Consider the following 26964-nt stretch of genomic DNA (forward strand, 5'->3'; position numbering starts at 1 on the left):
CGCGCCTCAGGGCAGCTTCGCCTTCTGGAAGCCGGACCAGCAGTGGTCGTAGTCCGACTGCAGCGCCGGGGTCTCCAGCGCGAAGCGCGTCGGCCGGATGACCCAGCGCGACTCGAACATGAAGGCCAGGGTGTCCTTGAGCTTGTGCGGCTTCAGGTCCGCGTGGATGGCCTGGTCGTAGCTGGCCTGGTCCGGCCCATGGCCGCTCATGCAGTTGTGCAGCGAGGCCCCGCCCGGCGCGAAGCCCCCGGCCTTGGCGTCGTAGACACCGTGCACCAGCCCCATGAACTCGCTCATCACGTTGCGGTGGAACCAGGGCGGCCGGAAGGTGTGCTCGGCCACCATCCACCGGGGCGGGAAGATGACGAAGTCGCAGTTGGCCGTGCCCGGGATTTCGCTGGGGGACGTGAGGACCGTGAAGATGGACGGGTCCGGGTGGTCGAAGCTCACCGTGTTGACGGTGTTGAACCGCGCCAGGTCATACTTGTACGGCGCGAGGTTGCCGTGCCAGGCGACCACGTCCAACGGTGAGTGGTCGAACCGGGAGGCCCACAGCCGGCCCAGGAACTTCTGCACCACCTGCGTCGGCCGGTCCACGTCCTCGTAGGCCGCCACCGGCGTCAGGAAGTCGCGCGGGTTGGCCAGGCCGTTGGCGCCGATGGGCCCCAGGTCCGGCAGGCGGAAGAAGGCGCCGTGGTTCTCGCAGATGTAGCCGGAGGCCTGTCCGTCCAGCAGCTCCGCGCGGAAGCGCACGCCGCGAGGCACCACGCCCACCTCGCCGGGCGCCAGCTCCAGCACGCCCAGCTCCGTGACGAGCCGCAGCCGCCCCGCCTGGGGGACGAGGAGCAGCTCGCCGTCGGCGTCGTAGAACACCCGGTCCACCATGGACGTGTTGGCCTGGTAGAGGTGGATGCTGATGCCCGCCCCCGTCGCCGGGTCACCGTTGCCGGCGTAGGTGACGAGCCCGTCCACGAAGTCCGTCGGCTTCGTGGGCGCCGGCTGCGGACTCCAGCGCAGCCGGTTGGGCGAAACGGGCACCTCGTCGAACGGGCCGCCGCGCAGCAGGCCCTGCGGGTGAGGCTCGTAGGCGGGGTGGTTGGCGCTCGGACGGATGCGGTAGAGCCACGAGCGCCGGTTCTCCCGGCGCGGCGCGGTGAAGGCCGAGCCCGACAGCTGCTCGGCATAGAGCCCGTAGGGCGTGCGCTGCGGCGAGTTCTGCCCCTGGGGCAGCGCCCCGGGTACGGCCTCGGTCGCGAGCTCGTTGCCGAAGCCGGAGAGGTAGCCGCCGGGAGCTCTCTTCAGCTCGCTGCCGGCCTGGGTATCGGTGGTCACCGTGTCTCCTCCCTCGGCGCGCGGGCGCGTTACCGAACGGGGTCGACCTTGATCACGCCGCGGCGGATCTGGTCAAGCTCGATGGACTCGAAGAGCGCCTGGAAGTTCCCGTTACCGAACCCCTCGTTGCCCTTGCGCTGGATGATCTCGAAGAAGATGGGCCCAAAGAGGTTCTCGGTGAAGATCTGCAGCAGGAGCCCTTCCTGCTCGTTGCCGTCGATGAGGATGCGGTTCTTCCGCATCCGCTCCAGGTCCTCACCGTGGTTGGGGACGCGCTTGTCGACCAGGTCGTAGTAGGTCTCGATGGTGTCCTGCAGGGACACGCCGCGCTGGCGCAGGCGCTCCACGGTGCCGTAGATGTCGCGCGTCGTCAGGGCCAGGTGCTGGATGCCCTCGCCGTTGTACTGGCGGAGGAACTCCTCGATCTGCGACTTGTCGTCCTGGCTCTCGTTCAGCGGGATTCGGATGGCCTTGTCCGGGGCAATCATCGCCTGGCTGAACAGGCCCGTCGCCTGACCCTTGATGTCGAAGTACTTCTGCTCGGTGAAGCCGAAGATGCGGCTGTAGAACGACGACCAGGTCCGCATCTGGCCCCGGCGCACGTTGTGCGTCAGGTGGTCCAGCGACTCCAGGCCCACGCTGTTCTTCGCCTCGGCGGCGTCCGCGCCCGGAATCTTCTCCCAGGCGTCGTAGATGGAGCCCTTCGCGCCGTAGCGGTCGACGAGATACAGCAGGCTGCCGCCGATGCCCTCGAGCACATAGGAGCCCTCGCCCAGCGCGCCCCGCGACGGGTCCGCGGCGCGGGCGCCACGCTCCAGGGCCATCTCGTACGCCGTCCGGGCATTGGCCACGCGGAACGCCATGCCGCTGGCCGAGGGGCCGTGGGCCGCGCGGAACTCCGCGGCCTGTCCGGTGGGCTCCTCGTTGATGAGCAGGTTGATGTCGCCCTGCTTGTAGCGGACCAGGTGCTTGCTCGGGTGCTTGGAGTACGCAACGAAGCCCAGCCGCTCCACGAGCTTCACCATCACCTCGGGAGCAGGGCTCGTGAACTCCACGAACTCGAAGCCGTTCAGCCCAAGGGGATTCTCAGCTGTATCCACCATTGCACCACCTCCGCGCATCGCGTTGGGCGCGAGCTCCCGCGCCGGTCCCTGGAGCCCCCAGCTGAGGGAGGCTCTTCGCGGCGCAAGGTAGGGATCGACCCCATCGGAGAAAAGTACAAAGGGCAGGCATAGATTGTCAGCCTTCTGCACAATGCGGTGCGGCTAGGACCGCCGGTGGGGTCCCCACTTCCTACCGCCCAGGGAGGAAACGATGCCCTCCCTCTGGACCGCCGGCCGGCCGAGGGAATGTCAGACCCCTCCGGTAGTCTCCTTCCATCAACGAAGCGAAGCCGAAAAGGAAGGTCGCCATGACTGCCACTCGTGAGAACCCGCGTGTCTCCGTCAACAAGCTCGGCCAGTACCTCACCGCGACGCCCTCGCTGCGGAAGCGCATCATCCACGGCCAGAAGCACCCGGTGGACCCGCAGTACCTGCGCTACCCGGCCGCCGCCCAGGCCATCGTCGAGTTCCTCTGCGAGGGCCGCGACGAGGTCATCCTCCGCTACCACCAGCGCCGGCTGCTGAACGCCGCGCCGGAGTCGGACTTCGACGCCCATCGCCTCGCGCTGTGCGCCGAGGCCCTGCAGCGCTGCCTCGTCTCCGTGGACGGGCTCGCCGCGAACGCCATCGCCAGCCCGGCGGAGGCGGACCTGCCGCCGCTGGAGCTGTCGGGCGTCGCCATCAACGTGCGGCCGGAGGTCATCCTGCGCAGCGTGGATGCCCAGGGGCAGATGCGCTCCGGCCTGCTGAAGCTCTACTTCTCCAAGCACACGCCGCTGGACGAGCGCTCCGGGCAGTACATCGCCACCGTGCTCCATCGGTACGCGGAGCAGCGGCTGGAGCAGCGCGGCCCGGTGGACCCGCGCCTCGTGGGCGTCTTCGACGTCTTCGCCGGCCGGCTGTACTTCGCGCCCCGCGCCCAGCAGCGCCGGATGAACGACGTGAAGCTGGCGTGCGAGGAGATTGCCGCGCGCTGGGACGTGAACTGAACCCGGCCCCGGGCTCGGGGCCCGGCGGGCTCCGGGCCCCTTCCGTGCGCCCCCCGGTTGCCGGTGACGCGGCCCCGTCACCGGCGCCGAGGCGTGGGGTGTCCGATTCCGGGACGTGACATCCCGCATCCGTGCAGCCGCTGGCGGCCGTGGGGAAGCCTTCCCTCGGAAACCCGGGGGCTTGCCCCGACCCCGGGCGCTGGCATGTCCTTCGCTCTGGGCCCCGGTATATGGACTCCCTCCGCCAGGACTTCCGCTACGCGCTGCGCACGCTGGCGCGTACCCCCGGCTTCACGCTGGCCGCCGGAATCACGCTCGCGCTGGCCATTGGCGCGAACACCGTCCTCTTCAGCGCCATCCACACCATGCTGCTGCGGCCCCTGCCCTTCCAGGAAGCCGGGGAGCTGGTGCGCGCCTGGTGCCGCCAGGGCGGAGGGCTCGACACGGCCTCCGTCTCGGAGCCGGAGCTGCTCGGCTGGCGGGAGCATGGCCGGAGCTTCGCCCAGCTCGCGGCCTTTGGCCGCAAGGACCTCAACCGCACCGGGGTGGACTCACCGGAGCGGGTCCGCGCGAGCGTGGTGACGGCCAACTTCTTCTCCACGCTGGGGGTGAGGCCATCGCAGGGCCGCGACTTCACCGACGAGGACGCCCGGCCCGGCCAGCCGGCGTCCGTGGTGGTGGTGAGCCACGGCTTCTGGAAGCGGGCGCTCGCGGGGGGTGCGGACGTGGTGGGCCGGACGTTGGTGCTGGACGGCCGCGGCCACACCGTGGTGGGCGTGCTGCCGGAGTCCTTCAACTTCCCGGAGTACGCCGAAGAGGCGGAGGTCTGGCTTCCCCTCGGCCTGGACCCGCAGCGCCATGGCCACCATTACCTGTCCGTGCTGGGCCGGCGGGCGCCGGGCGTCACGCTGGAGGCGGCCCAGGCGGACCTGGGGCGGGTGGCCACGCTCATCCACCGCCCGGAGCCCGGAGACCCGACTCCGCACGGGGTGACGACGCGCCCCTGGCAGGAGGAGCTCACCGGCAACATGCGTCCCGTGCTGTGGATGCTGTGGGGCGCGGTGGCCTTCGTGCTGCTCATCGCCTGCGCCAACGTGGCGAACCTGATGCTGGTGCGGGCGCTGGCGCGGCAGCGGGACGGCGCCATCCGCGCGGCGCTGGGGGCCAGCCGCGGCCGGAGGATGCAACAGGCGCTGGCGGAGAGCGTGCTGCTGGCGCTCGTCGGCGGGGCGGTGGGACTCCTGCTGGTGCTGTGGGGCCTGGAGCTGGTGCGCACCCTGCTGCCCGCCAGCATGCTGCGGCTGGCGCCGCTGGAGCTGAGCGTCCCGGCCCTGGCCTTCAGCATGGCGCTGTCCGTGGGCGTGGGGCTGCTCTTCGGGCTGGCGCCCGCGCTGCACACCTCCGGCATGGACGTGCTGCCGCTGCTGAAGCAGTCCGGCAGCTCCGCGGGCGCGCGCGCCCACCACCCGCTGCGCAATGCGCTCGTCATGGTGCAGCTGGCGCTGGCGATGGTGCTGCTGGTGGGCACCGGGCTCATGGTGCGCACGCTGCAGAACGTGCAGTCCGTGGACCTGGGCTTCGACACGAACGGGCTGCTGTCCGCGCGGCTGTCGCTGCCCGCCGCGAAGTACGTGGATGCGCCGCGCAGGGCCACCTTCTTCGACGAGCTGCAGGGACGCCTGGGAGCGCTGCCCGGGGTGGAGGCGGTGGGCCTCATCAACGACGCCCCCCTGGGCCAGAGCAACACCAACGGAGACTTCACCCTGGAGGGCAGCCCCGTCCAGCCCGGCGAGCGGTACCTGACCGAGTACCGCGTGGCCAGTCCGGACTACTTCCGCACCATGCGCATCCCCGTGCGCCAGGGCCGCGCCTTCGGCCCCCAGGACGGGGAGAAGGGCGCGCCCGTCGCCATCGTCAACGAGGCCTTCGTCCGGAGCTACCTCGGCACCGGCGAGGCCCTGGGCCGGCGGGTGAAGCTGGACTGGAACGGGGACAGCGCGTTCCACGACATCGTCGGCGTGGTGGCGGACGTGCGGCATGACCGGCTCACCCTCCCCGCCCGGCCGGAGGTGTACTTCCCGCTGGCCCAGCTTCCCGTCCCCACGGTGACGCTGCTGCTGCGCACCCGGGGCTCGGAGGCGCCGGTGATGGCCGCCGTGCGCCAGGAGGTGAAGGCGGTGGACGCGGAGCAGCCCATCTTCGACCTGGCGCCCTTCACCGCGCGCATCGACAGCCAGTTGCTGCGCCCCACGGCGACGGCCCGGCTGCTGGCCGCCTTCGCCCTGCTGGCGGTGGTGCTGGCCGGCGTGGGCGTCTATGGCGTCATGGCGTACACCGTGGGCCAGCGCACGCGCGAGCTGGGCATCCGCCTGGCGCTGGGCGCACACCCGAGGCAGGTGCTGCGCCTGGTGCTGGGACAGGGCCTGCGGCTGACGGTGGTGGGCGTGGGGGTGGGACTGCTGGCCGCCTTTGGCTGCACGCGGCTGCTGGCGTCGCTGCTGTACGGCGTGGACGCCAGCGAGCCGACCATCTTCCTGGGGGTGGCGGTGGTGCTCGGCGGGGTGTCCCTGCTGGCCAGCTGGCTGCCGGCGCTGCGCGCCAGCCGGGTGTCGCCGGCCATCTCCCTGCGCTCGGAGTAGCCCCCGCGCCCGGCGCCGCTCCTGTCAATACCGCCGCCCGGCTGCCTGCTGCCCGGGCGACCAGGGGGGTCGGCGCCACCCTCATCCCGGCCTTCGGTGGCGGAGCGGAGAAACCCTATCCGGAGTGATGGACGGTTGACCCTTTGACGCTTGGCAAGCGTCGGGTTTAAGAGTCCGCATGCACTTCGACTGGACCTTTCTTGTGCGGATGAGTGCGCTGGTGCTGCCGGCCATCATGCTCATGGCCCTGCACGGCGCGGCGCACGCGTCGACTCCCTCCACTCCCGCCTCTGGGGTGTCGATGGAGAAGCTGTCCCGCCAGCGCATCTTCTTCGGCCACCAGTCGGTGGGCGGCAACATCCTCGACGGCGTCAAGCAGCTTGGCGCGGCGCCGCGCATCGTGGAGGTGAAGGCCCCCACCGAGACGGTGGCGCCCGGCACCATCGCCCACGCCATGGTGGGTGAGAACCTGAAGCCCGAGTCGAAAATCGCCGACTTCGAGCGGTTGATGGACGCGGGGCTCGCGAAGCAGGCCGACGTGGCCTTCTTCAAGTTCTGCTACATCGACTTCAGCGGCACGACGGACACGCGCGCGCTGTTCGAGAAGTACCGCACGACCATGGACGGGCTGAAGGCGCGCCACCCGGGCACCACCTTCGTCCACGTCACCGTGCCGCTGACCACCGTGCAGCGCGGCGCCAAGGCGTGGCTGAAGGAGCTGCTGGGCCGGCCCGTGTGGGGCCTCACGGAGAACGTGCAGCGCGAGACGTTCAACCAGTTGCTGCGCCAGACGTACGGCGGCGGCAAGGCGCCGCTGTTCGACCTGGCGATGCTGGAGTCCACGACCGCCGAGGGGACGCCGGAGACGTACGAGCTGAACGGGCAGTCGTGGCCGGCCATGGTGCCGGCGTACTCGGATGACGGCGGCCACCTCAACGCCGCGGGGCAGGCCCGCATGGCAAAGGAGTTCCTCGCCTTCCTGTCCACGCTGCCGGCGCCCGCCGTGCAGCCCCCCATCCCCGCTGCCCAACCCACTCCGTGACATGAGCCCCCTACCTGTTGCCCTGTCGCGCGAGCTGGGCTCGCTGCTCTCGCGCTTGAAGCTGCGGCGCTGCCGGATGGTGGGGGAGGCTCCCACGGTGCTCGGCCGCGTATGGATTCACGGCCCCGGGGAAGTCCGCCTGGGGCACCGCGTGGTGCTGGACGGGCGGATGGCGCCCATCGAGCTGCACGCGATGCGGGGCGGAAGCATCGTCCTGGGCGACGACGTCGCCATCGAAGGAGGCGCCTCGCTGGAGGCGCTCCAGTCCATCACCGTCGGCGCGGGCGCGAAGCTGGGTGCCTTCTGCAAGGTGATGGACAACCAGCACCACCCGCTGCGAGGCAACCGGCACGAGCGGCCCCCCTCCGTCCCATTGGTCATCGAGGACGGAGTGACGGTGGGCAGCCGCGCCATCCTCCTCCCGGGCACGCACCTGCAGCAGGGTGCCACCGTGGCCCCCGGCACCGTGATTTCCCGCCGCATCCCCCCGCGCGTGACGGTGGGGGGCTCGCCGGCCCGGGTGCTTCGCCGCGAGGTGGCCGAATGACTCCGAGAATTGCCTCCGTCCCGCTGTCCACCGTGGTGGCCCAGCTCCACGGGCTTCGCGAGTCGCTGGAGCCCCGGGCCGAGCGCGCGGTGGCCCTGGTGCGCGCGCGCTGGCTGTTCCGCTCGCTCCAGTCCGTGGGCCACAACGTGGCCGCGTACGGGCCCCTCTCCGTGAAGAACGAGGGCACCATGAAGCTGGGGGACCGGCTCACCTTCGTGGGCGGAATGATGCCCAGCTCGCTGGTGAGCCACCCGGGTGCCCGGCTGACCATTGGCGCCGAGACTCAGTTCAACTACGGCGTCTCCCTGGAGGCCTGGGAGTCCGTCACCCTCGGTGAGCGATGCATGTTCGCCTCGTTCGTACGCATCAGCGACCGCGACGGACACCGCACCGCGCCCATCGTCATCGAGGACGACGTCTGGGTGGCCCACGGCGCCATCATCATGCCGGGGGTGCGCGTGGGGGCGCGCTCGGTGGTGTCCGCCGGAAGCATCGTCACCCAGGACGTACCGCCAGACTCGCTCGCCATGGGCAACCCCGCCCGCAACATGAGCCTGGAATTGGTCGCCCGCGAGTCGGGCGCCTGACTCCCGCGAGTCGCGGCCGCATTCCGTCTTCCCTTCACCTCATTCCAGACAGGAACGAAACCATGAGCAGCCTCCGTGAGCGCATCCGTACCTTCATCGTCGACACCTTCTTCGTGGACGAGTTCGCCGACGACGACTCCTTCCTCCGCAAGGGCCTCATCGACTCCACGGGGATGATGGAGCTGGTGGCCTTCCTGGAGCAGGACTTCGGCCTCAAGCTCGAGGACCGCGAGCTGGTGCCGGAGAATCTGGACTCGCTGTCGCGCGTGGTCGCCTTCGTCGAGAAGAAGCAGCAGCAGCGCCTGCCCCAGGCCGGCTGAGAGAGAGCACCGCCATGTGTGGCATCACGGGTTTCACCTTTCCGGCGGGCGAGAGCGCCGGCGCCGCGCGGCAGGAGTCCGCCGAGCGGCTGCGAAGGATGACCGCCAGCATCAAGCACCGGGGCCCCGACGCACAGCGGGCCCTGCTGCTGAATGGCGTGGGCCTGGGCCACACGCGGCTCTCCATCGTCGACCTGGAGGGCGGCCATCAGCCCATGCGGGACGCGGCGACGGGCCTCACCGTCGTCTTCAACGGGGAGATCTTCAACCACGTGGAGCTGCGCGAGCAGCTCTCCGGGCGCTACGCGTTCCGCACGCGCTCGGACACCGAGGTCATCCTCGCGGCGTTCCTCACCTGGGGCATCGACTGCGTGCGCCGCTTCGAGGGCCAGTGGGCCTTCGCCCTGTGGGACCCGCGCGACAAGACGCTCTGGCTGTCCCGCGACAGGGTGGGCATCTGCCCGCTGTACTACGCGGAGCTGCCGGGCGGTCAGCTGGCGTTCGGCTCGGAGGCCAAGACGCTCTTCGCGGGCGGGCTGGTGACTCCGGCGCTGGACGCGCGCGGCCTCAAGCAGACCTTCCAGCTCTGGTCCCCGGTGGCGCCGCGCACCTCGTTCGAGGGCGTCAGCCTCCTGCCTCCCGCGCACTCGGCCCGCTTCCGGGACGGGAAGCTGGAGGTGTTCCGGTACTGGGATTTGGACTTCGGCGTGACGCCGGAGGCGGCGGACGAGCCGAAGCTGCTGGAGGAGCTGGGCGAGGTGTTGGAGCGCGCGGTGCGCCTGCGGCTGCGGGCGGACGTGCCGGTGGCGGCGTACCTGTCGGGCGGGCTGGACTCCAGCCTCCTGTGCGCGCTGGCGCAGGGGCAGCTGGGCGGCACGCTGCGCACCTTCTCCGTGGGCTTCGCGCACGCGCGCTTCGACGAGCGCCAGCACCAGACCACCGTGGCGGAGGAGCTGCACACGCAGCACCGCGTGGTGGAGATGAAGGACGGGGACATCGGCAAGCTGGTGCCCGGCGTCATCTTCCACGCCGAGCAGGCGATGATGCGCTCCGCGCCCGCGCCCTTCCTGCGCCTGAGCGAGTGGGTGCGGGAGAATGGCATCCGGGTGGTCCTCACCGGGGAAGGGTCGGACGAGATGTTCCTCGGCTATGACCTCTTCAAGGAGACGAAGGTCCGCCAGTTCTGGGCGCGCCAGCCGGCGTCGAAGTACCGCCCGCTGCTGCTGCGGAAGCTCTACCCCACCCTGTCGGTGAGCCAGCAGAACGTGGAGCTGCTGCGGGAGTTCTTCGGCATGGGGCTGGAGGACCCGGGCAGCCTGGCCTTCTCGCACCTGGTGCGCTGGTCCAACAGCGGCCGCATCTCCCGCTTCCTCGCGCCGGAGTTCGCCGCGCGCGTGGCGGACGAGGACCCGGTGGCCTCGGTGCTCCAGTCGGTGCCGGAGCACGTGGCCCGGTGGCGGCCGCTGGCGCGCGCGCAGTACCTGGAGGCGAAGACGCTGCTGTCCGGCTACCTCCTGTCCGCGCAGGGCGACCGCATGCTGCTGGGCAACGCGGTGGAGGGGCGCTTCCCCTTCCTGGACACGGCGGTGATGGAGTTCGCCGCGCGCGTGCCGGAGCGGCTGCGCCTGAAGGGGCTGGACGAGAAGCACCTCCTCAAGCGCTTCGCCCGGGGCAAGGTGCCCGCCTCCATCCTGGAGCGGAGCAAGTTCCCCTACCGTGCCCCCATCGCCGGAGCGCTGGTGGGCCCCGACGCGCCGGCCTGGGCCCGGGAGCTGCTCGCGCCCGAAGCGGTGGCGAAGGTAGGCGTCTTCGACGCGAAGAAGGCGGAGCGGCTCGTCGCCAAGCTGCGCGCGCCCAACGCCGCCGAGAGCGAGGCGGACACCATGGCCCTCTTCGCCATGGCATCCACGCAGCTGCTGGCCCACCACTTCCTCCACCCGCGCCCGCCCCCGGCCGCTGACGTGGACGCGGTGGTGCTGGAGGCCGCATGAGCGCCGGGTGCACGGTGGACGCCGTGGTGCGGGAGGCCTCATGAGCGCCGCGGACTCTTCTCCCGCCTGGGTGCTCGGCCACGCGGGGCGCACCCCGGACGCGCCCGCGGTGGACTCGCCGTGGGTGCGGCTGACGTACCGGCAGCTCGCGGACCGGATGCTGGCGCTGGCCGGACACCTGCGCGCGGCGGGCGTCGGCCCGGGAGACAAGGTGCTCATCGCCCTGCCCCTCGGCTCGGCGGCGGTGGTGGCGGGGCTCGCGGTGCAGGCGCTGGGCGCGTGCGCGGTGGAGCTGGACCGCGAGTCCGGCGCGGCGTCACTGGACGCCATCCTCACGCAGACGGGCGCGCGGCACGCCTTCCTCTTCGGACAGGACGCGCGCAAGTGGGCCGGCAAGTCCGGCCTGAGCCATTTCTACGTGGTGCACTCCTCGCGGCCACCGGAGCGCATGCTCCAGGTGCTCGCGCCGGCCGGCTGCGCCTGGGTGCAGGAGGACGGCGCGCTGGACGCGGAGGCGAAGGCCGCTCCGCTTGAGGCACTGCCCTCCACGCCGGCCGACACGCACGCGGCCATCGTCTACACGTCCGGCAGCACGGGCACGCCCCGGGGTGTCATCCAGACGTTCGGCAACATCGCCGCCAACACGCGCTCCATCGTCGAGTACCTGGGCCTGACTCCGGGAGACAGGGCACACCTCATCCTCCCGCTGCACTACTGCTACGGGAAGAGCGTGCTCCAGACGCACCTGCTCGTGGGCGGCTCGGTGTTCCTGGACCCGCGCTTCATGTACCCGCAGGTGGTGCTGGAGGCCATGGCGGCCGAGGGCAGCACGGGCTTCGCCGGAGTCCCGCTCACCTTCGAGCTGCTGAAGCGACAGGCCAGCCCCGAGTCCCTGTCCACGCTCAAGCTGCGCTACGTCACGCAGGCGGGCGGAGGCATGGCGCCGGACACGATTCAGTGGACGCGCGACGCGTTCCGCCCGGCGGAGCTGTTCGTCATGTACGGCCAGACAGAGGCCACCGCGCGACTGAGCTACCTGCCGCCGAGGCTGGCGCGGGAGAAGGCAGGCTCCATCGGAATGGGCATTCCGGGCGTGGAGCTGCGCGTGGTGGCGGAGGACGGCACGCCGCTGCCGGTGGGCGAGACGGGCCACCTGGTGGCGAAGGGCGCCAACGTCACGCCAGGCTACCTGGGCGCGCCCGAGGAGACGGCCACCGTGCTGCGGGACGGCTGGCTGTGGACGGGCGACCTGGCCTGGTGCGACGCGGACGGCTGCTTCTTCCTGGTGGGGCGCGCGAAGGAAATCCTCAAGGTGAACGGCCACCGGGTGAGCCCGGCGGAAATCGAGCACCAGCTCGCGCGCCACCCGGCGGTGAAGGAGGTGGCGGTGGTGGGAGTGCCGGACGCGCTGGGCGGCGAGGCGGCCTGCGCGGTGGTGGTGACGCACGAGGGCGCCGAGGTGAAGGAGGACGACTTGCGGCGCTTCTGTCGCGAGTCGCTGCCGGTGCACAAGGTGCCGAAGCACGTGGTGTTCTCGGAAGCGCTCCCGCGCGGACCCGCCGGCAAGGTGCTCAAGGCGGAGCTGCGCACACGGTATTCGTCAGTCGGTTCTTCGTAAGGAATTCGAGAGGGGTGGACACGATGAAGTTCTCCAAGCAGGTGCTGGAACTGGACTGGGAGGCCAAGGCGGCCGAGCTGTCCGAGGGGCTCCGCGAGGCGGTGCTGAAGAAGCTGAAGAAGCGCGGGCTGGTGGTGGCCATCTCCGGTGGCATCGACTCGGCGTGCGTGGCGGCGCTGGCGGTGCGGGCGCTGGGGCCGGAGCGCGTGTTCGGCATCCTCCTGCCGGAGAAGGACTCCAGCGGGTGGAGCTCGCAGCTGGGCCGCAAGCTGTCCGAGAAGCTGGGCATCAAGTACCAGCTCCACGACATCGCTCCGATTCTGGAGGCGGCGGGCTGCTACCGGCAGCGGGACGAGGCGGTGCGCTCGGTGTTCCCGGAGTTCACCCCGGACATGAAGTGGAAGATCGTCATGCACGGTGACCGACTGAACACGGACACCATGAACTTCTTCAACGTGGTGGTGCAGGTGAACGGCGAGGAGCGCCGCTTCCGCCTCTCGCCGCAGGCGTACACGCAGATTGTCGCCGCGACGAACTTCAAGCAGCGCACCCGGAAGATGATGGACTACTTCCACGCGGACCGGCTGAACTTCGCGGTGGCCGGCACGCCCAACCGCCTGGAGTACGACCAGGGCTTCTTCGTGAAGCTCGGTGACGGCGCGGCGGACGTGAAGCCGATTGCGGGCCTCTACAAGACGCAGGTCTACAAGCTGGCGAAGCACCTGGGCGTCATCGACGAAATCACCAGCGGCGAGCCCACCACGGACACGTTCAGCCTTCCGCAGTCGCAGGAGGACTTCTACTTCTCCGTGCACTACTCGCAGCTGGACCTGCTGATGTGGGCGAAGAACCACGCAGTGTCCACGGACGAGGCCGCGCAGGTGATGGGCCTGACGCCCACGCAGGTGCAGCGCGTCTACGACGACATCGACCAGAAGCGCCGCTCCACCGCGTACCTCCACTCCGCCCCGCTCCTGCTGGAGAAGGTGCCGGAGCTGGACGCGTTCAAGCTGGGCTGAGCAGGCCCCCTGTTGCCCGAACCGAGGGCTCCGCCGCCCGTTCCCCGGCGGGTGGGTGGAGCCGGACCGACGGACGGGGTATGGAATACGGGCTCCCGTCCCACGTCGGAGAAGACATGAACAGGTTCCTCGGCATCGCCTCCCTCCTCCTGGCCTCCGCTGCGCTCGGTGTCGCCCTCTGGGGCGGAGGTGAGTCCGTATCCCCCACCCCCGCCCCGCAGGACGAATCGGCCGCCGTCGCGCCCGAGGACCTGGAGTATCTGGAGCGGCGAATCCAGGCGATGGAGGACACCACGCTGGGCCTGTCCCGCCGGCTGATGGCGCTGGAGAAGCGGCCGGCGGTGTCCGCGGATGGAGGCCCGGTGGCCGCCCCCACGGCGCTCACCGCGGAGCTGGAGCAGCTTCGCGCGGAGGTGCGCGGAATGGTCGCCGGTGAGGCGCTCCACTCCGAGGGCGGGCGCGCCTACCTGAAGGACGCGGTGCGCTCGGTGCAGGACGAGATGCGCACGGAGCAGCGCGAGGCCCGCCAGCAGGAGTGGGTGCAGGCCCAGGCGCAGGGCCAGACCCAGCGCGCGGAGCGGCTGCGCCAGTTCGTCAGCGACGCGAAGCTCAACTACAACCAGGAGCAGACGCTGACCCGCCGCATGCAGTCGGAGGAGGCGAAGCGCCAGGCCCTCATCGAGGAGGTCCGCGCCGGCACGAAGAACCCCCGCGACATGCGGCAGGAGCTGCGCGCCGAGCGCCAGACGACGGACCAGGAGATGGCCGCGCTCCTCGACGAGGCCCAGCAGGCGAAGTACCGGGAGCTGCGTCGCGAAGAGGGCCGGGGAGGCGGAGGCGGAGGCGGAGGCGGAGGAGGAGGCGGCGGCGACCGCCCTCGCGGGGGGCGCGGTGAGCGCACCAACGGCGCGCAGCCGTAGTCGCCCCGCTCAGCCACACGGGGGCCGCGCGTTGTGGGAGATGACCAGCACCTCCTCCGACCTCGGCTCCTCGCGCGCCCAGGCCAGCAGCGCGCCCAGCCCGTCTGCGCCCCGCGTCCGGGCCACCTCCAGCGAGACGTCCTCGCGGTACGGATAGAAGAGGTCCTTCTCCCCCAGGCTCTGCTCCGCCCAGCACCGCCAGCCGGGCATGGAGCGGCCCGGCGCGGGCTGCAGGCCCACCACCTCGTAGCCCTCCGACGCGAAGGTCCGGTGCAGCCCCACCACCGTGGCGCCCGTGCCGAAGCCGCACACCACGGTCCTCACGGCGGGAAAGGCGTCGCGCACCACCTCCCGGAGCTTCACGGCCCAGGACGCCACGCACTCCACCAGCGCCCCGTTGGCGAGCTGCCTCGGCCAGCACCACCCCCGGCGCTCATAGCCCTGCGCCAGCTCCCACGCCTCGGAGAGCCCGCGCACGGTGCGCACCTCGCCGCCGAACCCGTTCGTCCGCAGGTACGCCGTCCCCTGCGCGTCCGTCAGCGCCACCACCGGCAGGCCCCGCTCCCGCCCCAGCGCGTCCAGCGCCAGCGCGGTGGCGGCCCCGGAGAGCTCCACCAGCCCCGTGGCCCCCTCCGGCAGCGAGGACTCCAGGTACCGCGAGAAGGTGAGGTACTTGAGGCTCCCCGCGGGGAGCGAGCCCCCCCATAGCACCACGGGGCCACCGGGCCAGGGACGCGACAGCGGGAACACGACGCGCATGCGGGACCTCCAGGCCCCAGCGTTCCCCACTCACGTCGCACCGCGCCAACCCCGCGCCCCCCGCGCTGTCGGCCCGTGGACCGGAAGGCCGCCCGTCCGCCCTCCGAGGACACTTGTCTCCGTCCCAGGGCCCACGCGAAGGGCCTGTGGGGCCGTGGGCTGTGCAATAGTTGGCGGCGGATTCCCATGCTCCGCCGGCTCCTCCCCACGCTCGTGGCCCTGGGTTGTGGCCTCCTGGCCCTTGGCTGGGGGCTGTTCAGCCTCCAGCGCATCTTCCTCCAGGAGCGCGAGGACGCCCGCGCCCAGGTGCACTCGCGCCGCGAGGCCCTGCAGCACTTCGCCACCCAGACCTTGCGGCTGAGCCTGCCCCTGCACTTCGAGGCGCGGCTCCCCGCCCTGCACGACGCCGCGGGAGACCCGCTCGTCTCGGCGGAGGGCTTCTATCTCCGCTTCCGCGGCAAGCAGCTGCTGCCGCGCCCCACCCGCCCCCGCCCCGGCACGCAGGCGCCCGTCCGCGACGCGTACTACGCCCTCGAGGCCCACCTGCGGGAGGGCGCCTCCTCGGTCCGCCTGGAGCAGCGCCTCGTCCTCCCCCCCGTGGATGACAAGGACGAGGACGGGTGGAAGCAGCCCCTCATCGTCCCCCCCTTGAATGACAAGGGCGAGGACGTCTGGGAGCGGCCCCTCGCGGCCCCCCTCGTGGACCGCTCGACGGCGAGCCGATGGGAGCAGCGCCTGGAGCTGCTGCACGCCGCGGATGCGGCGCTCTCGACACCGGGAGCCCGGGGCGCCAGCAGGCGGGTGGAGGCCATGCTGCGCTTCCACGCCGACAACCCCCTGCCCGCGCCGCAGGAGCTGCTCTTCCTGTTGCTGGCCGCGGAGCAGCTGCAGCGTGGGCCGGACACGGAGCCGCTCGTCCGGGCGCTGCTGCGCGAGGGCTTGCCGGAGGACTTCGGCGGCTTCGCCCGCGCGTCGGGACTCCAGCGGGACTTGCTGCGCGCGCGCCCACGGCTCACCCAGGTGGACTTCGACTTCCTCCACACCCGCGTCCTCCAGCTCAGCGCCAGCCTGGGCGAGCCCTTCCGTGACTTCGTGGAGCGCGCCACCGAGGTGGGCGCTGGCGGGCTGGTGATACCGGACGACCTCAGTGAGCCCGTCCTGATGCGCGAGCAGTGGTACGTGACCTCCCGGAAGGAGGCGGTCTACGGAATCGCGGTGAACATGGACGACCTGCTGCGCCCCATCGCCGAGGACCTGCGCGCGCGCCAGCTCCTCGACGCGGACGGCGTGCTCCGGCTGAAGCCCGGCAGCGGAGTGCAGCAGGTGCGCACGGTGCAGGTCCTCGCGGACATGCCCCAGTGGGCGCGGGCGGAGGCGGACATCGAGGCGCGCTATGGCCTGAAGACGGCGCTGGTGGCCGTGTGCGGCGCGCTGGCGCTGGCCATCTTCGCGCTGTCGGTGGTGTCGCAGCAGCGCAAGTACCGCTTCCTGGAGCTGAAGAGCGACTTCGTGGCCACCGTGTCGCACGAGCTGCGCACGCCGCTGGCCTCCATCCGACTGCTGGGCGAGACGCTGGAGCGCAAGCTGTCGCAGGCCCCCGAGGTGCGGGACTACCCGACGCGCATCGTCCAGGCGGCGGACGGGCTCCACTTCCTCGTGGAGAACATCCTGTCCTTCAACCGCATCGACAAGGGCCGCTGGAAGCTGCGGACCTCGCTGGTGCGGCTGGAGGAGCTGGTCAACCCGCTGCGCGACGACCTGGCCAGCGCCACCAGCGTCCCGCTCAAGCTGACCACCGACGTGGGCGACGCGGAGCTGGAGGCGGACCCGTCCCTGCTGCGGCTGCTCTTCTCCAACCTGGGCCGCAACGCGTGCGCCTACAACCGGCGCAGCCCGGTGGTCATCTCCGTCACCGCCCAGCAGATTCCCGGCCTCTACTGCACCGTGCTCTTCAGCGACAACGGCGTGGGCATCCCCGCGTCCGAGTGGGAGAACGTCTTCCAGGAGTTCTACCGGCTGGCCCCCGCGGGGCTGGAGGCCCATGGCAGTGGCCTGGGACTGGCGCTCTGCCGGAAGATCATGAAGCTGCACGGTGGCGACATCCAGGTGGTGACCTCCGGGCCGGAAGGCACCACGTTCGCCCTGAACTTTCACGAGCCCTCTCGATGACGACCGCCACGCCGCCCCAGAACACCCGCCCCTCCGTCCTCATCGTCGAGGACGATGCCCACCTGCGCATCGGCCTGCGAGACAACCTGCAGGACGAAGGCTACGTGGTGTCCGAGGCGCCCTCCGCCCGCGACGCCGAGCCGCTGCTGCGCGAGCGCGAGTTCGACCTGCTCATCCTGGACGTCATGCTGCCGGGCGAGGACGGCTACAGCTTCTGCCGCCGGCTGCGGACCGAGGGCGTGAAGAGCATGGTGATGATGCTCACCGCGCGCTCGCTGGAGGACGACATCCTCCGGGGCTTCGAGGCGGGCGCGCAGGACTACCTCACCAAGCCCTACCGGCTGCGGGAGTTGCTGGCCCGGGTGCGCGCGCTGGTGCGGCGGGCCGGCACGCCGCCGCCCCAGGTGATGACCTTCAGCGGCTACTCCCTGGACCTGGGCCGGCGCGCGGTGGCGCGGCCGGACGGGACGGACGTGGAGATGACGCGCACGGAGTTCGACCTGCTCGCCTTCCTGCTGCGCCACAAGGACCGCGCGCTGCCCCGGGGAGAAATCCTGGACGCGGTGTGGGGCCGTGACGTGGTGGTGGACCCGCGCACGGTGGACAACTTCGTCTCCAGCCTGAAGAAGAAGCTGGGGTGGACGAGCGCCTCCGGGTTCACCATCCACACGATTCGCGGCGTGGGCTACCGGATGGAGGTCTCCGGGCCATGACTGAACGGTGACGAAGAGATGGCCAAGCCACGGCCATTCCGTGGCGCCGACTCCGTAGTTTGAATGGTGCGTGGACGGGGCGCTCCAAAGCCAACCGCCCACGCCGGTGTCCGGCCGTAGGGGAGCGGCCGGACACCGGGAGCATCGTCCTTGGAGGAGGCCTTCCACAATGTTCAGGTCAGTCATCGAGCGGCAGAGGGCAGGACGTCTTGGCACGGGGGTGTGGGTGTCCATCGGGGTGCACGTGGCGCTGTTCGCCGCCGTGCTCGTCATCTCCGCGAGGCCCGCGGAGCTGCCGCCGGAGCCGGAGAAGGAATACGTCCTCAAGCTGAACCCGGGCCCCAACCTGGCGAAGGGCTCTCCGGCGCCCGCCGCGCCGAAGCAGGCCAACAGCCAGCCGCCCCGGAAGCCGCGCAACAAGGACCGCGCCCCCACCCAGGTCCAGCCGCTGCCGACGGAGCCCCCGGCACCCGTGGAGCCCACCGCCCCTGACACTGGCAACACCGACGAGACGGCGGAGCCGGGCGAGGGCGTCGCCGGTGGCCACCCGGATGGCGACGAGAACAGCACGGCCATCGGCGTGCCGCTCATCCCCGGCCTCACGGGAGGCACGGGCCAGGGCGGCACGGGCACCGAGGTGCTCCAGTTCGGCCAGGGCATGACGCCGCCGGTGCTGATGGGCGGCACCCCCATCGACTACACCCCCGCGGCCCGCGCGGCCCGCGTGGAAGGCACGCTCATCGCCAAGTGCGTCGTCACCGTGGAGGGCCGCGTGCGGGACTGCCGCCTCATCAAGGGCCTGCCGCACATGGACGAGTCGGTGGTGGACGCCCTGGAGAGCCGGCGCTACCGCCCGGTGACGTACCAGGGGCGGGCCGTGAGCGTGTCCTACGTCTTCACCGTCCGCCTCTCGTTGCCCCGGTAGGCCTCGTCAGAGGTCGTCGCGCTGGAGACCTCGTCAGAGGGTGATGCCACCCACCGGAACCAGCACGTGCTTGAGCACGTAGGCCTTGAGGCGCTGGCGGGTGGCATCCTCCAGGGTGAGGGAAATCTGCGGGTGGACGCGGGAGCCCACCTCGAAGAGCACCGCCTCCAGCAGCATGCCGTCCTGGGCCACGGCGTACAGGCGGTCCAGGGTGGGGTCTGACGCTTCCGCCTTTCCCTGCTCCTTCATGCCCTCGTGGACGACGAGCGCGGAGCCCAGGCACTCCAGCTCCTCCACGGAGGAGAAGTGCTCCTCCGTGGAGCCGGTCATCTCCTGGCGGTGGGACGGCTCTCCCAGCCACAGTGCCTTGCAGTTGGCGAAGGCGAACCAGGCCGGGTCGTGGTTCGGGTCGAACTGGATGGAGATGTCCTCGCCAGCCCGCTCCGCGTAGCCACGGGGGACGATGGAGTCCTCGCGGATGATGAGCCCCAGCTGCGAGTTGTTGCGGAAGAACTGGCGGATGACGGGGTAGCGCGGGCTGAGCACCAGGCACCACGCCCAGGCGTCGAGCGCTTCGTCGAAGCGCCCCAGCTTCGCGAGCGCATTGCCCTGGAAGAACCACGAGCGGTGGTCATCCGGGTTGAGCGCGCTGGCCTTGCGGTAGTGCTCCAGCGCGGTGGGCACGTCGCCAGCGAAGTAGGCCGCGTCCCCGCGGAAGTTCCAGGCCATGTAGCAGTCAGGGCAGACCTCGGTGGCGCGCGCGTAGAGCTTCCCCGCCTCGTCATAGCGCCTGGCCTGGAAGTGCGGCTCGGCCTCGTCGAGCAGCTTCCGCGCTCCGGCGTGCTCGGGCCACTCGCGGATGACGCGCTCGCCGCGCTCCACCACCACGCGGGGGAACTCCACGACCTTCACGCGCTGGGGCCACAGCGGCTCCGCCCAGCCTCCCGGCGGCGAGTCCTTGCCCTCGACGCGGTAGGAGACCTTCGACGCCTCCAGGCGCTTCACGATTTCCGCGGGGGAGAGGAACTCCGGCTGCCCGGGCCCCGAGGCAGAGGCGGGCGTCTCCGTCGCTTCCGTCCCCTTCGTGGCCGCGGGCTTCGGCGTGGAGGCACAACCCAGGAAGAGCGCACAGCCGATGGCGATGAGTGAGCGATTCAAGAGGGCGTGCCCTTTCGGTGGTGGAGGCGCGGCCAGTCTACGCCCCGGAAGCCGGGTCACCGCGCACCCGAAATGAAAAGACATGGCCTGTCGCAGTGCGCCTCGTTTTCCGTCAGTGACGGAGAGTACGGTTCTCTCCGGTTCACGACCGTAACGACACACACAGGAGGGGTCATGCGAATGCAGTGGATGAAGCGAGGCAGCACGCTGGCACTCGTCGTGGGGGGCCTGATGGCCGGAGGCTGTGGCGGTGAGCTGGAGCCCCTGGCACCAGAAGTCGCCGAGGCCACCGCCGCATGGTGTGCCACGGAGGTGGCGGACACCGCGGAGCTGGCACGGGTGGACGCGGAGCTGGCGGAGCACGCGGTGAGCGCGATGCGCCTGCCGGGCTCGGTGCGCGTGCCCACGTACATCCACGTCATCCGCAAGGGGACGGGGACGGCGAACGGGGACGTGCCGGACACGGTGGTGCGCGCGCAGTTCGAGGTGCTTCGCAGTGCGTTCAGCGGCACGCCCTTCGCCCTCGAGCTGACGGCCATCACCCGGACCACGAACCTCACCTGGTACACGATGTCCCCGGGCAGCTCGGCGGAGCGGACGGCGAAGACCGCGCTGCGCCGGGGCGGCAAGGAGTCGCTCAACCTGTACCTCGCGAATCCCGGAGGCGGGCTGCTCGGCTGGGCGACGTTCCCCTGGAGCTACACCTCCAGCCCGGTGAACGACGGCGTGGTGATGCTGAACTCGACGGTGCCGGGCGGCACGACGGCGCCCTTCAACGAAGGGGACAGCGCCGTGCACGAGGTGGGGCACTGGCTGGGCCTGAATCACACGAACCAGGGCTGCTCGTTGGATGACGGCGTGGCGGACACGCCGAGGGCCAGCGGCTCCTCCTTCGCCTGCACCGATGGACTGGACACGTGCCCGGCCGACCCCGGACCGGACCCCATCCACAACTACATGAGCTACACGGACGACCGCTGCATGTTCGAGTTCACGCCCGGCCAGTCCGCTCGCATGGACAGCATGGCGCTCACCTACCGCTGAACCACGCGGCGGGAAGTCGAGGGCGGGCGGGCCTCCGTGCCCGCCTGCCCGTGGGGCTCGGAGGTACTGTCGCCCTGGGGCTGAGTCCCAGGCCCGCCTGCCCGTTGGGCACCTCGGTGGCGTCCTCCTTCGGGCGGATGGGGGCCCCTGGGTGCGTGGAAAGACTCGCACGAGGGGGACACCTTCGTTAGTAGCGGGACGCCGCACCGGGCCAGGGTCGCGGTACCAAGGCACACGGGCGGGCCTCTCTGGCCGGGGGCCGGCCGGCCTCGGGTTCCCGGCATGGACGATGTCGAGCACCTGGTACGACGCGGTGGTGGTAGGCGCGGGCTTCGGCGGGCTTGCCACGGCGCTGGAGCTGACGCGGCGAGGCGCTCGCGTGGCGCTGTGCGAGACGCTGAACTACCCCGGCGGCTGCGCCAGCACCTTCCGGCGAGAGGGCCATGCCTTCGAGGCCGGGGCCACGCTGTTCTCCGGCTTCGAGCCGCACCAGCTCTTCGGGCGGTGGATTCGCGAGCACGGCATGGCCGTGACGGTGGACTGGCTGGACCCGGTGGTGGAGCTGCGCACGCCGGAGCTGCGGCTGCCCGTGTTCCGGGACAAGGCCCGCTTCATCGAGTCGCTGTGCGCCCTGCCCGGTGCGCCCGTCGCCGGAATCCGGCGCCTGTTCGCGTTGCAGGCACAGGTGGCCGAGGCGCTGTGGCCGCTGTTCGATGACCCGGCGCTGCTACCGCCGCTGGATGTGAAGGCGCTGCTGCGCCACTCGGGACGGGTGCTCCGGTACGCCCCGCTGTTGCGGTGGATGGGGCGGCCCCTGGGCGCGGTGCTGGAGCACCTGGGGCTCGCCGGCTTCGCTCCGCTGCGCACGTACCTGGATGCGCTCTGTCAAATCACCGTGCAGTGCAGCGCGGCGGAGGCGGAGGCACCGTTCGCCCTGGCGGCCATGGACTACTACTGGCGTGGCACGGGGCATGTGCGGGGTGGCATCGGGAAGCTGGCGGAGGCGATGGCGAGAGCCGTGGAGGCGCGCGGCGGAACGGTGCTGCTGGCCAACCGGGTGAAGGGCGTTGCCCGGGTGTCCGGAGGCTGGAGCGTGGCGACGCGGAAGGGCGAGCTGCTGGCGCGGCACGTCGTGGCCAACCTGCTGCCGAGGGGCGTGACACGGCTGCTGGGAATGCCACCCGAACAGCTCCCCGGGCTGGGAGCGATGTCCGAGCGCATCGAGGAGGGCTGGGGCGCGGCGATGCTGTACCTCGTGGTGAAGGCGCCGGAGCACGGGGACGGCAGCGCGCACCACCTGGAGCTGGTGAAGGACACGGGCGCGCCCTTCATCGAAGGCAACCACCTGTTCATGTCCATCAGCGGCGCGAAGGACGAGGGCCGCGCGCCCGAGGGTCACCGCACGGTGACGGTGTCCACGCACGTGCCGCTGAAGACGCTGGCGGGCATGTCCGCGGAGGAACAGGCGCCGTACATGCGCTGCATCCAGGAGCGCATGCACCAGGGCCTGGAGCAGCTCGCGCCCGAGTGGATGGCGGGCCTCACGCACACGATGACGGCGTCACCGCGCACGTATCAGCGCTTCACGCAGCGGGAGGGCGGCGCGGTGGGCGGAGTGCCCCGGCGCGCGGGGCTGGGGAACTACCGGAACCTGGGCCCCATGCAGGTGATGGACGGGCTGTGGCTCGTGGGTGACTCGGTGTTCCCCGGGCAGAGCACGCTGGCCACGGCGGTGGGCGGCGTGCGCACGGCGGCAAGCATCGCCTCCCGGAGCTGAAGCCTCACTCCAACCCCTTCGCCTGGACGGTGGAAGCAGTGTCCACTCGACGGACTCGTTCAACAGGCCGCGCGCACCTGCGTGTTCATGGCCATACCTGACTCAGACCTGGTAGGCCATGCCCTATCTGACCGGCACTTTGCGAGTAGTGATACCCCAGCCGCCTTCAGGCTTCATCTTGATGAGTTGGTCGACAATCCGGTCGATCAGGAACATCTGCGTCGTGTTCCCGAACAACCCGCTCCGCGCCGTCAGTCGAACGCCAGACGGTTCCGGCCATCGACAGGGTCGTACAAATAGTGCCGGTCGTCAGGACAACGATGTTTTCGGGGGTCTCACGAGCGTTGAAGTCGATCAACTGGGCGCAGGGTCGCGCCTACTACTGGACGGCCGGGTCATCAGTCGGACGTCACGATCTCGAACCCGGCGAGGAGCGCCACGCCGCCGCCGAGACCCGCGCCGATCGAGTAGGAAAACCCTTCGTACTTCAGCTTGTCGTCGGCGCTGAAGAAGATGTTGAATCCGAGGCCGGCCCCGACGTGAAGACCGACGTGGGCGCCCCAGAACTCGCCTTTCAGCTCGTGTGGAAAGGCCAGCTTCGCGCCGATCGAGATCGCGGCCGCTTCCCACTCGATGACCACTCCAACGGATGCCTCGGCGCCGGAGAACCATTTCACCTTGCTGCCCTCGTGCAGCGGGAGCGCCACGCCCGTGATCCCGCCGATGCCGGCGCCGACCTTGGCGCCCGACACGATCCCTATCTGCAGGGTGTTGTGCCCCCCCGGGGCCTTGGATCCGAGGCGCTGCTGAAGATTGCTCACGAGGCGCGGATCCGCCTGGCCCGCCTGGATCATGCGCTGTGTCTGCCCGATGAGTTCACTTCCCGCCAGCCCGGCGACGGCGCCGGAGAACTGGGCGAAGGTGTCGCCGTTGCGCGCGGACTCCTCGGCGAAGCGAGCCCAGATCCTCGCCCCCTGGAAGATATCGGGAAACTTCGGGATCTGCGGACCGCCGGCGCCGCCTCTCAGCGGCCTCGGGCCGACCATGTCGGCGCGCATCTGGGCGAGCACCGCGGCGCTCCGAATGGCATCCGCCGTCTGGTTCTGGAATCGTTCGACGTCGTGCTGCGAGAGGAGAGTCTGTTCGCTCATAGTGCCTCCTATACGCTGGTGACTTCGAGGCCCTCAGGCGGTTGCCTGGGAACCACGTTCACCCAGCAGCAAGTGACGTACCAGGATGAACCTCGGGGCGGTTCGAGAAGGCATCCCCTGGCATGACCTGCGCGCCCCGCACAACTGCGTCTTCGATGGACGCAATCGCGTTCAAAGGAAACGCGTTCCCGATTGGCAGCCACATCGTCAGTACGCGTACTCCCATTGGGCTTGCCCCGGTTTCGTGGCTCTCCCGCACTTGATGGGGTCCGTGAGCGAGGAAGCAGGCGGGGTCGGCAGGATGCCGCCGCAGCGAGGTAAGCGCCCGGTCCAGCCCAGGGTGCCGAGGAGCGTGGAGCGTGGCAGGTAGGGGGCGTGAATGACGGCGCGTCGACGAGCCTATCGCTGCTGAGAGCGCTGGGCCCTCATCGAGTACATGAAGACGCTCTGAGCCGTCCCCGCTGCTCCACCCCAAAGCCCAGCAAGCTCAACGGCTTGCTGGGCTTTTCCACGTCCGGCGCCGGGGCGGGCCCGCCATGACCGGCCCAGTCCCGCGTTCCGAGAAAATGTGGTTTTTAACGAAGAGTCCGGGGCCCTCCCGTTCATGGGGTGCGCAAGGCATCAAGGGGGAGGAGGGGGACACCGGAGCCGTCTGGAACAGGTCCACGCTGGCCGTGCCCGAGGGCCGGCCGGACGCGGCGTTCCCTTGAAAGCCTCGCAACGCTGTCTGTCCTCATGCGGGGTGAATACAGTGACAGCCAAAAACAACAATCCAGACAGTCAATATCCAGCGGAGGAGCGCGCGGAGGCTGGCATTGCCAGTCAGCAGCCGGCGCTGCTCATCGCGGGGCTGTACCGGCGCTTCGGGGGGGGCGTCTACCGGCGGGCCATGTTCCTGCTGAAGGACGCCGACGACGCGCGCGACGTGACGCAGGACACCTTCGTCGCGCTGGTGGAGCAATTGGCGCCCATGCGCTCGCCCCGGGAGTCGGCGTCGCTGCTGTACCAGATGGCCACGAGCCTGGCCATCGACCGGCTGCGCCACCGGGCCCGCTGGTTCGGCCCCGAGGGAAAACCCGAGCCGGAGGCGCACCCGGTGGAGTCCTCGCAGGAGGGAGGCGCCAGGCGCATCGAGGCGGCGAAGGACCTCTCGCTGCTCACCCGCGGCGAGTGCCCGCGCACCCTCCAGGTGGCGGTGCTCCACTTCGTGGAGGGGCAGACGCTGACGGAAGTGGGGGAAGGGCTGGACCTGTCACGCAAGACGGTGCACCGGCTGCTGGAGCGCTTCGTGAGCCGGGCCCGCAAACGCAGCACACGGCTTGTAAGGGGAAGCCCTTACGACACGGCTGGGCAATGACTGTCGAAAAGAAAAATGTCCCGAATTGCTGACGCCAGACGCTTTATCAGCCGCAGTGCCCCACCCCACCCGCCGTTTGATGGAGCCTCCGTGAAGCGCTCGCTCAAGCAATTGCTGATGTGTGCCCTGGCCGTGCCGATGATTTCCGCCTGTGGCGCCGAAGGAGACGCCGGGGCGGACACCCCGTCCCAGCCGGAGCCGGCGCCCCAGGCCCAGCCCCTGGTGGCCGAGGAGCCCGTGAAGGTCATGGAGGTGCCCAGCGATGGGTCCCGCACCCAATTGGTCCAGGCGGAGGAGTCCTTCGGCGACCCCCGGGCGGAGCTGGCCCCGGGCGACAAGCTCGGCATGATTCTCATCGACCGCTCGGGCTCCATGGGGACGGTCCGCACCAGCACGAGCAACACCCGCTGCGTGGACGCCATCCGGCAGGCGCGCATCGAGCTGGACAAGCTCTTCGACGAGCAGGGGCGGACCCACGTCGCGGTGTGGAGCTTCCATGGCGCCACCACCACGAAGCACACCAAGGGCTACGTGAGCCGCGCCACCGCCCATGCGGCCATCAACTCCGTGGAGACCCTCGGCTGTACCACGGAGAACACGCCGCTGGCGGATGCCATGTGCTGGGCCATCGACAACCTGTCGATCCAGGAGGCGGGCCAGGTCACCAACCTGTACATCGCCACGGACGGCTATGAGAACTCGAGCAACTCGACCCCTTGCATCAAGAACGCGACGGGGGTCAAGCTGCCGTCGGGTGACCCCCTGACGTCGGGCACCTGGCAGAACGCGGTCTACAACCAGGCGACCACCAAGCTGGTGAAGACGAGCACCAGCTACTGGGTGTCCGCGACGGACCTGGAGTTCGCGCCCTCCGGCCAGACGGACTTCACCGCCACCGCCACGTGCAGCGGCGTCGCGGCCTGTGAGGACAAGCTCTTCTCCGCGCTGGCGGCCGTGTCGGGAGGCGAGTACCGCCGGGCCAAGGACAACAATACGGCCTATCCGTGTTCGAGCTCGACGAGTTGCCCCATGCCCTACACCGGAACGACGGGCAACAAGTACACCTTCAGCGTGAGCGGCACCAACAACGCCACCGTCAACACGGCGAACCAGGGCATCTACCTGCTCGCCGGGGAGACCCTCACGGTGGGCACCTGCGGCGTCACCGGCGCCTCGGCCACGGGTGACACCTCCATGCGCCTGTTCGGCCTGACGGGCACGGAGGTCGCCGCGAGCGACGACGGCTGCGGGCTCCTCTCCAAAATCACGTACACCGCGCCCGCGACGGGCACGTACCAGGTCCGCGTCGGCTGCTTCGCCAACAACCCCTGCAGCGGCACGGCGGCCTACACCATCAGCGGCGCGTTCAACTACTCGGCGGCGAACACCAGCAACGCCACCGTCAACACGACCAACCGCCCCGTCTATCTGCGCCCGGGTCAGCGCATCCAGGTCGGCACCTGCACCGTGCCCGGTTCCTCGGGCGTGGGTGACACCTTCCTGCGGCTCTTCGGCAGCACTGGCACGCAGGTGGCCCTGAATGACCAGGCCTGCGGCAACCTCTCGTATATCTCCTACCTCGTTCCGACCACCGGCGCCGGCCAGTCGGAGGTCCGCGCGGGTTGCTTCTCCAGCCTCTCGTGCTCGGGCACGGTGAGCTACCTGCTCACCGACTCCAGCGTCCCCTGACGTCGGACGCGGGGGCCTGAGCGCCCCACCTTGCTTCCCCGCGCCGCCGAGGGGCACTCCTTCGGCGGCGCTGGAGGCCGAGATGCTGGCCACGGCGGAAGCGGACCTGGGCTCC

The 26964-nt window shown here is 70.4% G+C and carries 22 protein-coding genes; 17 read left to right on the forward strand and 5 right to left on the reverse strand.

Going from position 1 to position 26964, the window contains the following annotated elements:
* Positions 1-6 precede the first annotated feature (6 nt).
* Together hmgA and hppD are read right to left on the reverse strand one after the other, a co-directional pair.
* Positions 7-1332: a homogentisate 1,2-dioxygenase gene (hmgA, locus tag G4D85_RS28305; RefSeq protein WP_164017136.1), complete on the reverse strand. Its 1326-nt coding sequence runs from the start codon at positions 1330-1332 to the stop codon at positions 7-9.
* 29 nt (positions 1333-1361) lie between these two features.
* Positions 1362-2435 (reverse strand): 4-hydroxyphenylpyruvate dioxygenase, encoded by a 1074-nt coding sequence (gene hppD / locus G4D85_RS28310; protein ID WP_164017137.1) that lies wholly within the window; start codon positions 2433-2435, stop codon positions 1362-1364.
* A gap of 308 nt (positions 2436-2743) precedes the next feature.
* Between hppD and G4D85_RS28315 the strand changes: the two genes are divergently transcribed.
* From G4D85_RS28315 to G4D85_RS28360, 10 genes are all read left to right on the forward strand, one after another.
* Positions 2744-3424, forward strand: coding sequence for a hypothetical protein (locus G4D85_RS28315; protein ID WP_164017138.1), 681 nt, complete (start codon positions 2744-2746; stop codon positions 3422-3424).
* Positions 3425-3654: 230 nt separating this feature from the next.
* Positions 3655-6063 (forward strand): ABC transporter permease, encoded by a 2409-nt coding sequence (locus G4D85_RS28320; protein WP_164017139.1) that lies wholly within the window; start codon positions 3655-3657, stop codon positions 6061-6063.
* Between the two features lie 178 nt (positions 6064-6241).
* A complete protein-coding gene (locus G4D85_RS28325) occupies positions 6242-7105 on the forward strand; it encodes an SGNH/GDSL hydrolase family protein (RefSeq protein WP_164017140.1) in 864 nt (287 codons plus the stop codon).
* A gap of 1 nt (position 7106) precedes the next feature.
* Positions 7107-7652 carry an acyltransferase gene (locus G4D85_RS28330; protein ID WP_164017141.1) on the forward strand — a complete coding sequence of 182 codons (546 nt, stop codon included), beginning with the start codon at positions 7107-7109 and terminating at the stop codon, positions 7650-7652.
* Positions 7649-8239, forward strand: a complete 591-nt coding sequence (locus G4D85_RS28335; protein ID WP_164017142.1) for an acyltransferase — start codon at positions 7649-7651, stop codon at positions 8237-8239. Before G4D85_RS28330 ends, G4D85_RS28335 begins: the two co-directional genes overlap by 4 nt.
* A gap of 62 nt (positions 8240-8301) precedes the next feature.
* On the forward strand, positions 8302-8559 hold the full coding sequence (locus G4D85_RS28340; RefSeq protein WP_164017143.1) for an acyl carrier protein: 258 nt from the start codon (positions 8302-8304) through the stop codon (positions 8557-8559).
* Positions 8560-8573: 14 nt separating this feature from the next.
* Positions 8574-10550, forward strand: coding sequence for an asparagine synthase (glutamine-hydrolyzing) (asnB, locus tag G4D85_RS28345; protein ID WP_164017144.1), 1977 nt, complete (start codon positions 8574-8576; stop codon positions 10548-10550).
* 40 nt (positions 10551-10590) lie between these two features.
* Positions 10591-12168 (forward strand): class I adenylate-forming enzyme family protein, encoded by a 1578-nt coding sequence (locus G4D85_RS28350; protein ID WP_164017145.1) that lies wholly within the window; start codon positions 10591-10593, stop codon positions 12166-12168.
* Between the two features lie 23 nt (positions 12169-12191).
* Positions 12192-13187, forward strand: coding sequence for an NAD(+) synthase (gene nadE / locus G4D85_RS28355; RefSeq protein WP_164017146.1), 996 nt, complete (start codon positions 12192-12194; stop codon positions 13185-13187).
* 116 nt (positions 13188-13303) lie between these two features.
* The gene (locus G4D85_RS28360; RefSeq protein ID WP_164017147.1) at positions 13304-14107 is read left to right on the forward strand and encodes a hypothetical protein; all 804 of its coding nucleotides are present in this window, start codon (positions 13304-13306) and stop codon (positions 14105-14107) included.
* Positions 14108-14116: 9 nt separating this feature from the next.
* On the opposite strand, the gene G4D85_RS28365 is transcribed toward G4D85_RS28360, so the two are convergent.
* Complete coding sequence (locus tag G4D85_RS28365) at positions 14117-14866, reverse strand: pyridoxal-phosphate dependent enzyme (RefSeq protein WP_205525749.1); 750 nt, start codon at positions 14864-14866, stop codon at positions 14117-14119.
* 186 nt (positions 14867-15052) lie between these two features.
* On the opposite strand from G4D85_RS28365, the gene G4D85_RS28370 reads away from it, so the two are divergent.
* The 3 genes from G4D85_RS28370 (at position 15053) to G4D85_RS28380 (ending at position 18673) form a co-directional block, all read left to right on the forward strand.
* Positions 15053-17035, forward strand: a complete 1983-nt coding sequence (locus tag G4D85_RS28370) for a sensor histidine kinase (RefSeq protein ID WP_240359544.1) — start codon at positions 15053-15055, stop codon at positions 17033-17035.
* Complete coding sequence (locus tag G4D85_RS28375) at positions 17032-17748, forward strand: response regulator transcription factor (RefSeq protein ID WP_164017148.1); 717 nt, start codon at positions 17032-17034, stop codon at positions 17746-17748. Before G4D85_RS28370 ends, G4D85_RS28375 begins: the two co-directional genes overlap by 4 nt.
* Positions 17749-17917: 169 nt before the next feature.
* Positions 17918-18673, forward strand: a complete 756-nt coding sequence (locus G4D85_RS28380) for an energy transducer TonB (protein ID WP_164017149.1) — start codon at positions 17918-17920, stop codon at positions 18671-18673.
* A gap of 33 nt (positions 18674-18706) precedes the next feature.
* Here the strand turns inward: G4D85_RS28380 and G4D85_RS28385 are convergent, their stop codons facing one another.
* Complete coding sequence (locus tag G4D85_RS28385) at positions 18707-19831, reverse strand: tetratricopeptide repeat protein (RefSeq protein WP_240359545.1); 1125 nt, start codon at positions 19829-19831, stop codon at positions 18707-18709.
* Positions 19832-20005: 174 nt separating this feature from the next.
* On the opposite strand from G4D85_RS28385, the gene G4D85_RS28390 reads away from it, so the two are divergent.
* Positions 20006-20875 (forward strand): zinc metalloprotease, encoded by an 870-nt coding sequence (locus tag G4D85_RS28390; RefSeq protein ID WP_164017151.1) that lies wholly within the window; start codon positions 20006-20008, stop codon positions 20873-20875.
* 289 nt (positions 20876-21164) lie between these two features.
* Complete coding sequence (locus G4D85_RS28395; RefSeq protein WP_164017152.1) at positions 21165-22652, forward strand: phytoene desaturase family protein; 1488 nt, start codon at positions 21165-21167, stop codon at positions 22650-22652.
* Between the two features lie 398 nt (positions 22653-23050).
* Here G4D85_RS28395 and G4D85_RS28400 read toward each other — a convergent pair whose 3' ends face one another.
* On the reverse strand, positions 23051-23803 hold the full coding sequence (locus G4D85_RS28400; RefSeq protein ID WP_164017153.1) for a hypothetical protein: 753 nt from the start codon (positions 23801-23803) through the stop codon (positions 23051-23053).
* Between the two features lie 751 nt (positions 23804-24554).
* Here G4D85_RS28400 and G4D85_RS28405 point away from each other — a divergent pair.
* Together G4D85_RS28405 and G4D85_RS28410 are read left to right on the forward strand one after the other, a co-directional pair.
* Positions 24555-25160, forward strand: coding sequence for an RNA polymerase sigma factor (locus G4D85_RS28405; RefSeq protein WP_164017154.1), 606 nt, complete (start codon positions 24555-24557; stop codon positions 25158-25160).
* Between the two features lie 90 nt (positions 25161-25250).
* Positions 25251-26849, forward strand: a complete 1599-nt coding sequence (locus tag G4D85_RS28410; protein WP_164017155.1) for a vWA domain-containing protein — start codon at positions 25251-25253, stop codon at positions 26847-26849.
* Positions 26850-26964: the final 115 nt, after the last annotated feature.

The sequence above is a fragment of the Pyxidicoccus trucidator genome, assembly GCF_010894435.1.
Lineage (GTDB): Bacteria > Myxococcota > Myxococcia > Myxococcales > Myxococcaceae > Myxococcus > Myxococcus trucidator.